The sequence below is a fragment of the Kitasatospora sp. NPDC053308 genome, assembly GCF_055585785.1.
In genome coordinates, this window is record NZ_JBVJJY010000064.1 from 1 (window position 1) to 1,431 (window position 1,431).

Consider the following 1,431-nt stretch of genomic DNA (forward strand, 5'->3'; position numbering starts at 1 on the left):
GCCCTAGGCCGTGTCTCGCAATTGATCTTGCAGGGTCAAATGTCGTTGAGCTCGTGGCGGGCAGCCCGGAAGACTGGCGCCATGAGCTCTCGACGTTTCGTCTTCCTCGATCCTGATGGCATGAGTGCCGGCGGCTGGCTGTATGTGGTGGTCGAAGCGACGACTGGGGTCTTCTATCAGCAGCAGTACGGCGGAACGGCTTGTCGGCAGGGACAGGTCGAGGGCTTTCTGGTGCCGCTGTTCGGTCCTGATGAGCTGGACGCGTTGCGCGAGCTGTTCGAGAAGCACTTCCGTGGCGCCGGCACCTGGAACTACGGGTGGCCGGATGACGAGCGGGACAGGCTTCGGGAGATCATCGGAGCCCTCCGCTACTGGGCGTGCGACGGGACGACCGAGGAGCCGCACGCTCTGCAGCTGGACGAGAGCCGGATCCGTGAGGCCGATGAGGCGTGGGTGCCGGTGATCACGCCGGACGGTCCCGGAGTGCTGGTGTGGTTCAACTCGGACTGAACACGATGATCAGCCGTCGGCCCTGAGCCAGAGGATCAGCGCCGCGATGACCACCCCGGTCCGGTAGCGGGCCGCCAGCTTGTCGAACCGGGTTGCCACGGCGCGGAACTGCTTCAACCGGGCGAAGCACCGTTCGACGACGTTCCGCCCCCGGTAGGCAACCTTGTCGAACGACGGCGGCCGACCACCCCCGCTCGCGCGGCGGGCTCGGTTGGCGATCTGGTCCCGGCGCTCGGGGATGGTCGCCTTGACCCTGCGGCGCCGCAGAAGGTGGCGGATCTTTCGGGATGAATAGGCTTTGTCCGCCACGACCCGGTCGGGCTTCGTGCGCGGGCGTCCGGCGCCACTTCGCGGGATACGGATCGCGTCCAGCACGGCCGGGAGCATGGTGCAGTCCGCCGTGTTCCCGGTGCTGAGCACGATCGAGAGCGGCAGACCGCGGCCGTCAACCGCCAGATGGACCTTGGTCGTCAACCCACCCCGGGACCGGCCGAGCGCCTCGCGACGCGCGACAGCTGCCGGATCTTCCGATTCGTCCCCTGTGTCAGCCCCTTTTTGCGGGCGCCCGCGGCATGCTGATGTGCCCGGGCGATCGTGGAGTCGACCGAAACCGTCCACTCCACGGCACCCACCGCATCGTCGCGGACCTGGACCTCCTGCAGCAGCCTGGCCCAGGTGCCGTCCTTCTCCCACTGGGCGAAGCGCCGGTAGACGGTCTGCCACGGCCCGTACCGCTCGGGCAGGTCGCGCCAGGGCGCCCCGGTCCGCAGCCGCCACAGCACCCCGTTCACGACCTGCCGATGGTCTCGCCACGGACGTCCAGCGCCGTCGCTCTGCGGAAGCAGCGGCTCAACCCGCGACCACGCAGCGTCCGTTATCTCTCCTCGCCCCACCACAAGATCAATTATGAGACACGGCCTA

2 protein-coding genes are annotated in these 1,431 nt (G+C 67.9%); one reads left to right on the top strand and one right to left on the bottom strand.

Translation table 11 applies throughout. The features are described from left to right. Positions 1-81: 81 nt before the first annotated feature. A complete protein-coding gene (locus ACZ6Y7_RS37930) occupies positions 82-510 on the top strand; it encodes a DUF6210 family protein (protein WP_465762542.1) in 429 nt (142 codons plus the stop codon). Positions 511-519: 9 nt separating this feature from the next. Here ACZ6Y7_RS37930 and ACZ6Y7_RS37935 read toward each other — a convergent pair. Beyond that, a protein-coding gene (locus tag ACZ6Y7_RS37935) for an IS5 family transposase (RefSeq protein WP_465762543.1) occupies positions 520-1,406 on the bottom strand; the annotation gives its coding sequence in 2 pieces (ribosomal slippage) (positions 520-1,058 and positions 1,058-1,406; 888 coding nt in all). Positions 1,407-1,431: the final 25 nt, after the last annotated feature.